This is a genomic window from Arthrobacter sp. 05L417 (genome assembly GCF_056397865.1).
The window spans coordinates 200,832-209,153 of sequence record NZ_JBFTOG010000005.1 but is presented as its reverse complement, the minus strand read 5'-3'; the positions used below and the strand labels follow the sequence as shown (position 1 = coordinate 209,153).

At 64.9% G+C, this 8,322-nt stretch carries 9 protein-coding genes; all 9 read right to left on the bottom strand.

Features of this window, described 5'->3' with window-relative positions:
* Nucleotides 1-536: 536 nt before the first annotated feature.
* The 9 genes from AC1DJW_RS07265 to folP all read right to left on the bottom strand — a co-directional run bounded on the left by AC1DJW_RS07265 (nt 537) and on the right by folP (nt 8,316).
* Nucleotides 537-1,985 carry a DHA2 family efflux MFS transporter permease subunit gene (locus AC1DJW_RS07265; RefSeq protein ID WP_284750920.1) on the bottom strand — a complete coding sequence of 483 codons (1,449 nt, stop codon included), beginning with the start codon at nt 1,983-1,985 and terminating at the stop codon, nt 537-539.
* A gap of 138 nt (nt 1,986-2,123) precedes the next feature.
* Nucleotides 2,124-3,026: a pantoate--beta-alanine ligase gene (gene panC / locus AC1DJW_RS07260; protein ID WP_476901043.1), complete on the bottom strand. Its 903-nt coding sequence runs from the start codon at nt 3,024-3,026 to the stop codon at nt 2,124-2,126.
* Between the two features lie 2 nt (nt 3,027-3,028).
* Nucleotides 3,029-3,979, bottom strand: a complete 951-nt coding sequence (locus AC1DJW_RS07255) for a Rossmann-like and DUF2520 domain-containing protein (RefSeq protein WP_284750922.1) — start codon at nt 3,977-3,979, stop codon at nt 3,029-3,031.
* Nucleotides 3,972-5,471, bottom strand: coding sequence for a PH domain-containing protein (locus AC1DJW_RS07250; RefSeq protein WP_476901042.1), 1,500 nt, complete (start codon nt 5,469-5,471; stop codon nt 3,972-3,974). Before AC1DJW_RS07250 ends, AC1DJW_RS07255 begins: the two co-directional genes overlap by 8 nt.
* Nucleotides 5,468-5,980, bottom strand: a complete 513-nt coding sequence (locus AC1DJW_RS07245) for a PH domain-containing protein (protein ID WP_284750924.1) — start codon at nt 5,978-5,980, stop codon at nt 5,468-5,470. Before AC1DJW_RS07245 ends, AC1DJW_RS07250 begins: the two co-directional genes overlap by 4 nt.
* A complete protein-coding gene (locus AC1DJW_RS07240) occupies nt 5,961-6,482 on the bottom strand; it encodes a DUF3180 domain-containing protein (protein ID WP_284750925.1) in 522 nt (173 codons plus the stop codon). The genes AC1DJW_RS07245 and AC1DJW_RS07240 overlap by 20 nt, the downstream gene beginning before the upstream one ends.
* A 3-nt stretch (nt 6,483-6,485) precedes the next feature.
* Complete coding sequence (gene folK, locus AC1DJW_RS07235; RefSeq protein WP_476901041.1) at nt 6,486-7,025, bottom strand: 2-amino-4-hydroxy-6-hydroxymethyldihydropteridine diphosphokinase; 540 nt, start codon at nt 7,023-7,025, stop codon at nt 6,486-6,488.
* Nucleotides 7,022-7,381, bottom strand: a complete 360-nt coding sequence (gene folB, locus AC1DJW_RS07230; RefSeq protein ID WP_390283580.1) for a dihydroneopterin aldolase — start codon at nt 7,379-7,381, stop codon at nt 7,022-7,024. The genes folK and folB overlap by 4 nt, the downstream gene beginning before the upstream one ends.
* A 29-nt stretch (nt 7,382-7,410) precedes the next feature.
* Nucleotides 7,411-8,316, bottom strand: coding sequence for a dihydropteroate synthase (gene folP, locus AC1DJW_RS07225; RefSeq protein WP_284750928.1), 906 nt, complete (start codon nt 8,314-8,316; stop codon nt 7,411-7,413).
* Nucleotides 8,317-8,322 lie beyond the last annotated feature (6 nt).

Here is an 8,322-nt window from a genome sequence, read left to right as displayed (position 1 = left end):
CACCACCCACACCCACCAAAGGGTCCAGGATCGCTCCGGAGCAACTTTCCAAACTTACCAGACACGCTCTCCCCGCACAACTCCCGAAACCGGGAACCACGCCGGACAAAACACCATCCGCGACCCCCGGAAACCGCACCGGAACGCAAGAAAGCGAACCAGGAATTTGGTTTCCATTTGAAAGGGAGTCTGTCGCAATTTTTCCGCATCAGCGGCGGCGACTCGATCTACTTTACACACCCCAAAGACCCGAGGCAAATCACGCCTGCACCACCATCCTGGACCCCAAGACCCTCTACAACACGGCGATTTCGGGTCCAACTCCAGCGGAATAAAGGCCATTCGGGCCGCAATGTGCAAACATGCCGTGCGTCACAAAACAAGCGGCGCGGCGCCGCCACCAAGCCGACCCGCCACCAAGCCGACCCGCCACCAAACAGCCCCGCCACCAAGCCGCCCCGCCACCCAGCCGCCCCGCCACCCAGCGGCGCCGCCACCAAGCCGCCCCGCCACCAAGCCGACCCGCCACCCAGCGTCTAGTGCCCGGCCGCTCCCTCGGTCTTGCGCATCATGGTGGACAGCACTACGGCAACCACCGCAATCAAGGTGGCGGTCAGGAATGCGGCCTGCATCCCGGCAACAAAGCCGGAGGCAGCCGAGACCACGGCGAAGATCGAAACCAGGAGCGCAGTCCCTGCGGCTCCCGCCACCTGCTGGAGTGTGCTCATGATGGCCGAGCCGTGCGAATAGAGGTGGGGCGGAAGCGGGTTGAGGCCAGTGGTGAACGCCGGCGTGAACAGCAATGCCAACCCCAGGCTAAGCACTGCGTAAAGAACCACGACCCACCACAGGGGGCTGCTCGCGTTGAGCATCGAAAACTGCCACAGCGTGAGCACCAGCAGGATGGAACCCGTGACAGTCAGTGGAAGCGGACCTATCTTGTCGAACAACCTGCCGACCACCGGACCGAGCAGGCCCATTGCCAATCCGCCCGGAAGGAGTGCAAGTCCAGTCTCCATCGGCTGCAGGTGGAGGACGTTCTGCATGTAGAGCGGTAGCAGGATGACTCCGCCGAACAGGGCCATCATGGCAACCACCATGAGCAGGACCGACACCGTGAACATACGGAAGTTGAATGCCCTGAGGTCCAGCAACGGCGCGTCGGACTTCTGCAATTTGAGCTGGCGGAAAACGAACGCCACCATGCACAGGACACCGATCACCAGCGCAGCGATCGGAACGGCGGTTGCTCCGGCGTGGCCGCCGATCTGGCTCAGTCCGTAGACCAGCCCGCCGAAGGCAGGAACAGTCAAGACCACGGAGACGAAGTCCAACTTGACGTTGCCGCGTTCACCGACGTTGGTCAGGAACTTGGCGCCGATGCCCATAGCCAACAAGGCCACCGGCAGCACGAAGACGAACATGAATCGCCACGAGAAGTGGTCCAGGATGATCCCGGAAACCGTGGGGCCCAAGGCCGGCGCAACCGAGATCGCAATGGTCACGTTGCCCATCACGGCACCGCGGCGGGACAGGGGTACCAAGGTCAAGATGGTTGTCATCAGCAGCGGGAGCATGATTGCCGTGCCTCCCGCTTGGACGATGCGCGCCAACAAGAGCACTCCAAAACCCGGGGCTAGTGCCGCGAGCAAGGTGCCGCTGCTGAACAGTCCGATTGCCAGGAGGAACGCGGCTCGAGTGGTGAGCCTCTGGAGGATGAAGCCGGTGGTGGGGATGACCACGGCCATGGTCAGCATGAATCCAGTGGAGAGCCACTGGACTGTGGGTGCGTCGACATTGAGGTCCGTCATGAGCCGCTGCAAGGCGACGTTCATGATGGTCTCGTTGAGGATCACCACGAAAGTGGCCACAAGGAGCGTGACGATGACGGTGACAGACTCGCGCGACATCCTGTCGCTGGCTTGCTGTGTCCCCGTTTCCGGCACGGGGTTGCCGTGCGCGTCTGATGTGACGTCGGTAGACATGAGGATCCCTCAGCTTTGGGTGCGATGGTTTCCGGTGCTCCGCACCGGTGGAGATTGCAACAGTCTAAGCCTCAAGCGCATTCCCGTCAGCAACTTAATCCAAACGTTTGCGGACTCGCATCCGAAAGTTAAGAGTGCTCAGGAACTCAGCGGCACGTTGTCGATCAACCGCACCGGTCCGACCTTCGCCGCAATGATCGCAAGCCCTTCACCCCGGAAAGGAGTTTCCTTGCAGTTTTCGGCGAGCGGTTCCAGCGTGCGGGGGTCGACGACGTCGAAATAGTCCAGCGTCACGAGAGGCTGCGATTCAACGAGCGCGACGGCGGAGTCCAGCTCAAGCGGTTCGTTCGCCAGGGCGCGGGACTCGAGGAGGCGGAGGGCCCGGGACAGAACCAGCGCCGCTTCCCGCTCTTCTTCGGAGAGGAAACGGTTCCGGCTGGAAAGCGCCAGCCCTTCCGCGTTGCGCACAGTAGGCACCGCCACGATGTCCACCGGAAAGCTGAGATCGGCCACCATCCGCTTCACGAGGGCCAACTGCTGGGCATCCTTCTGGCCGAAGTACGCGCGGTACGCGGCAGCACCTCCGTCGACCGCTGGACCGCCAGGCAGTCCGTAGTGCAGAAGTTTGGCGACCACTGTGAGGGCGCCGTCGAAGTGGCCGGGACGCGAGGCGCCCTCCCATTTCTCACCCAGCGGTCCCGATGTCACGCGGACCAGAGGCTCCCCACCGGGGTAAACCTCGTCAACGGAAGGGGCGAAGACGAGATCCACTCCCTCGGCGTCAAGGAGGGCCATATCGGCATCAAGCGTGCGCGGGTAGCGTTCGAGGTCCGCGGCCTCGCCGAACTGCAGGGGGTTCACGAAGATGGAGGCCACGACCACGTCGTTCTGCTGGACGGCGGTGCGGGCCAGCGCTGCGTGACCGGTGTGCAGCGCTCCCATCGTGGGGACGAGGCCTTGAGAGCTGCCACGCTTTTCCGCGAGCAACCGCGCACTCTCGGCCCGCAGTTCCGCCGCGGTGGTCACAAGTTTGATGGCCATGGTCAGTTTCCTTCCTGCGTCCCGGCAGCATCGTTGCCTGGACGGTCTTCGCCATTGTCCGGCGTACTCGAGCTATCCAAGGCGTTGTTGATGTCGCCAAGCTGGCCCTCCTTGAGCAGTCCGCGATTGACCGCCCGCCGGGCCGTGGCGAGGGCCATCGCCCGGTACGCGGCAAGGACATCGCCGCCCGCACCGCCGTCGTACTCCTTGAGCGCCTCCGCATGGGCGGCCACGGTTCCCGAATCACCTCGGGCCACAGGCCCGGTCAGAGCCGATTCGCCCGAGGCCAGCGCATTCTCCAAGGTGGCGCGGAGCAAGGGGCCGAGCATGCGTTCCGGGGTGTCGACGCCGATGTCCCGGAGCAGTTGGGAGGACTGGGCCACGAGGGTGACCATGTGGTTCGAGCTGTGCGCGAGGGCTGCGTGGTAGAGCGTGCGATCGGCTTCGGCAATGGCCACCGGTTCAGCGCCCATCTCCACCACGAGGGCTTGGGCGATGGGCAGCATCGCGGCGTCCGCGGTGACCCCGAACGTGCAGTCCATGAGCCGGGTGAGGTCCAGGCTCATGCCCGTGAACGTCATGGCCGGGTGGAGCGCGAGCGGAATGGCACCTGCCGCGCGGACCGGCTTCAGTATCCCGACGCCGAACCGGCCGGAAGTGTGCGCCACGAGCTGTCCGGGCTGCCAAGCCCCGAGCTTGGCCAGTCCAGCTACGAGCTCACCGAGGGCGTCGTCTGGAACGGCGAGGAGCACCAACTCTGACCGCTCCACGATTTCCTGGATTTCGAGGATCGGAACCCCCGGCAACAGCGTCTCCGCCCGCTCCCGGCTCGCCTCCGACACTGCGGAAACCCCGACGACGGCGTGCTCGGCCCCGCGCAGCGCCGCACCTAGTACGGCACCCACCTTTCCAGCGCCGATGATTCCTACGCCGAGTCGTCCTGGCCTAGCCATGGTCGGGTTCCTCCTGGGTTGATGCACGCCGGATGGCATGCGCGGCGGGCGGGGCTGGCACCGGCATCGCCGCGGGCGGAAGTTGCGCCAGCCATTGCTCGCTACTTTGCAGTTTGCGGGCTTTCCGCGCCCGGGCCGCCTGCTGGTCGAACAAACTTACTGCTTCCTCTGTGGCCGCCTGGATGAGCCGGGGAGCCACGGGCCCTGGAGTCGTATGCAACACGAGGTCGGCCACGCCGAAGAGCCGGGCCAACGGACCCTGGTGGAGGGCGATGGACTGGGTTCGCTGATGCGGGACCATCACCAACTTCCGCCACAATCGGCCGGAACGCAGCAGCAGGGCCGTATCCGTTGAAAGGAAGCCGTTGCGTCGCCAGCCCAACGGGGAAAGTATCCAGGCACGCTTGGGGGTGGTGACGAAGCCGGCGCCGGAATCCAGGCCGGTCAGCCCGGCTGTGAACACGCGCTCGGGATCGGCGGTACCGGGGTCGGGCAAGACGAGTGAGAGCATCATCATCACCTCGGGCTTCCGGCCGACCGGGAGCAGCATGGTCCGGTGCTCGCCTTCGCTGCGGTGGTGTTCACCGTAGCCGGCAACGTTCACGTGGATCCTGTACCAGCCGAGAATGCGCCACAACGGCGGCTGGGTGACCTTGAGGGCCTGGATGCGGCCGGGAGGCACGGTCTGTGCCCGGGTATCCAGGAGTCCGTAGCGCAGGCGGATGCCGTCCGGGGAAATAGCCGCCGTAAAGTTGTAGCCCGTGTTGAACGAGCGCCAGTAGGCGGTACCCAAGCCGAGGATTGCCGGAATCAAGTAGAGGATGAATGCCCGGGACTCGGTCAGCACCGACACCAGGACCGACGCGATGGCGCTGAGCACAATGAAGAGGCTCTGCTCGCTCAAGATCAGCGAACCGACAAGCCTCCCAGGCGGCACGTAGAGCACCACCTGTTCGGGGGCCTCGGGCACCTCGACCGTCTCGCTCCCGTCAGCAATACCTGCAGCCCGGCCCAGGATGGTGGCACGGAGCTGCTTGGCCTGCTCGAGCCTGAGGTACGAAAGCCGCACGGCCGAATGGCCGGCGTCGGCCACCTCGAACTTCAGCTCCGCGAGCCCGAAAATACGGGCAAGCAGGGGCTGCACGATGTCGATGGCCTGGACCCGGTCAAGCCGCGCCTGGCGCTGCTGTTTGAACAGGAAGCCGGTGTTGACCCGGACATAGCCTTCGGCAAGCTGATACCGGGTGAAGTACCAGCTGAGGATGAAGGACCCCAAAGCCAGCAACAGCACGACGCCGCCCCCGGCCAGGAGCCAGAGCGTGCGTTCGTTGAAGTTGTCGCCAATGGTCCCGCGGCCTTGCAGCGTTCGTTCAAAGGTATCGCGGCCGAAGAAATAGATGATCGCCGCAAGCGCCACCCATCCCCGCACGAATGGCGACGCCGGGTGCACGCGGTGCCAGTCGCCGTCGACGACCGTCTGTTCCTGGGTCACAGCCCGGCCAGCCTCGCTTCGCCGCGGGCCGAAAGCTGCTCGCGCAACCGTGCTCCTTCAGCGGCGGGAAGTCCCGGAAGGTGGGCGTTGGTTCCGGCGGAAGCGGTGTGGAGCTTGAGGGTGCACAGCCCCAGGACCCGCTCGACGGGCCCAACCGCCACGTCGACGTACTGCATCCGGCCGTAGGGAACCACCATGGTCCGCTGGAAGAAGATACCGCGGCGGATCAGCAGGTCGTCGTCGCGCTCCGCATAACCGATGGCCCTCACTTGCCTCGGGATCAACACAAGGCGCCACAGTGCAATCAGCAGAAGGGCCGCGGGAACGGCGACGGCGAGCCACAGCGGCGGCCATTTCCACCACCCCAGTTCCACGAAGAGCAAGGGCAGGCTGAACAGGCCGACCATGATCACGTTGCCGATGGCCCACTCGACGAGCCGCACCGTCACGTATTTCGGCGAAACGCGCAGCCACTGGATGCCAGGAGGATCAATCGCCGCGGTATGCATATTCGCCTTCGCCCTTGGTTTCGCCACGGCGTGAATCCCGGACTCCGGGGCCGCCTTCCAGGTCTTCCGGTGGGATGCGGCAGAACCGCTCCACCACGAGCCCGACGACGGTCATGATGAGCCCGCCGCCGCCCATGATGAGCGCGAGCCAAAGGATGCCTTGGTCACTGCGGAGGCTCCAGAGCCGGAGTTGCTCAATCACGATCCCCACATGCCAGCCCAGCAGCACCGTGCCCGCATAGGCGCAGGCCTGGGCCAGGATCAGGGTTCGCGCGGCGAGGATGGGGTTGAGCATGGTCTTCTTCTTGCCGTTGCGCCAGCGCAGGACGCGGATGCCCATGATCAAGGTCAGCACGGCGATGACGCCCATGGTCACCAAAGCGGAAGGAGGAAGCACCGGCGTCGCCATGCTGTAGCGGGTGGTGAGCACAGTGGTAAGCCAGCCAACCGCGGCAAGAACGACCGCGATGATCGCCAACAAGAGCGGACGCATGGCCTTCATGGACTATTCCACCGCTCCCGCGGCAGCGACGCTGCCGGATCCGTCGAAACCGTCGAAAGGCCGAAGCCCCGGAAAGTCCTCGGCCTTGGTGGCCAGTTCGGCGACGCTCTCGCCGTTGAGCCGCGCCGCAGGGTCCAGGAGGGCCCACGGATAGAGCACGAAGGCCCGCTCCGCAGCCCGCGGATGCGGCAGGGTCAGGGTTTCGTCGTCGCTTGTGAGTTCGCCGTAGACAATGATGTCCACGTCCAAGGTGCGGGGCCCCCAGCGGACCTCGCGGACCCGGTGGTGCTTTTGTTCGACGTCGTGGCAGTGCTGCAAGAGGTCCAGCGGCGCAAGGGTGGTCTCAACGGCGATCACCATGTTGAGGAAATCCGGTTGCCCCACGGGCCCGCCCACGGCTTTGGTCTGCACCACGGGAGAAACACCGAGCAGGCGGATTTCCGGGCGGTCAACGAGGTCGGCAACGGCGGTGGACAAGGTGTCATTCCGCTCGCCCAGGTTGCTGCCGAGGGCCAGGATGGCCTTCGTGAATGGGGAGGTCATGCACGCTCCCTGTGGACACTGACAGTGACGTCGCCGAAGGGCACTTCGATGGGAGCTTTGGGTTTGTGGACCGTGACATCGATGGCGGCGATGTTGAAGCCAGCCAGGATCCCCTCGGCGATCCGCACCGCGAGGGCCTCGATCAGGTTGAGCGGCTCGCCCGCAATGAGGGACGTAATGTACTCGGCCACTTCACCGTAGTGCGCCGTGAACTGCAGGTCATCGGTTTCCGCGGCCTTGCTGAAATCGGTGTACAGCACCGCGTCGACGACGAACGGCTGTCCGTCACGGCGCTCGAAGTCGAAGACGCCGTGATGCCCGACGGCGGTAACGCCGGTTAGTGTGATCTTGTCCAAACCGGTTCCTCCCCCTTTGTTCACGAAGCTTAGTGTCTGATGCGTGCGGCAACCTTGACGGCGTCAAGGCTGGGGCCGACGTCGTGGACGCGCACGGCCCAGGCGCCGTTCGCGGCACTGATTGCCGTGATTGCAGCGGTGGCATGGTCGCGTTCCTCCGGTGCCGCCGCCTTGCCGGCCACGGTCAGGAGCGTTCCGAGGAACCGCTTGCGGGAAGCTCCGATCAGGACCTTGTGGCCAAGTTCATCCAGCTTGCCGATGTACTTGAGAAGTTGCCAGTTCTGGTCCTCGTCCTTGGAGAAGCCCAGGCCCGGATCCACAATGATTTGTTCCGGGGTGACGCCTGCCGCGTAGAGCTTGTCGCGGACGCCCTTGAGCTCCTCGATGACTTCCTCCACGACGTCGCCGTAGTCGGCAAGGCTGTTCATGGTCTCGGCGTCGCCCCGGCGATGCGTCAGGACATAGGGCACCTTGGTACGTGCGACGAGTTCGGCCATCTCGGGTTCGATGCTCAACCCGGAGACGTCGTTGATGATCGCGGCGCCGGCCTCCACGGCCGCAGCTGCCGTCGATGCGTGTGTCGTGTCGATGCTGACGAGCGCCCCGGCCTTCACGAGTGCCTGAACCACCGGCAAGACCCGGCGCTGCTCTTCTTCCGGGGAGACGGGCTCGGCGCCTGGGCGGGTCGATTCGCCGCCGACGTCGATGATGTCCGCTCCGGCATACAACATGCGCAATGCATGGGCGATGGCGGTGTCCGCCGTGGGGTGCTTGCCGCCGTCGCTGAATGAATCCGGCGTGACGTTCAGAATTCCCATGACAAGCGTGCGGTCGGCCGGCAGGTCCGCGAAGCGGGCGGCCGGACGGGGTTTGCGGAGAATAGGCAGGGGGCTGGTAGCCGGGCCCGTTCCTGGTGCTGCTGCGAGGGAATCCATGGTCTT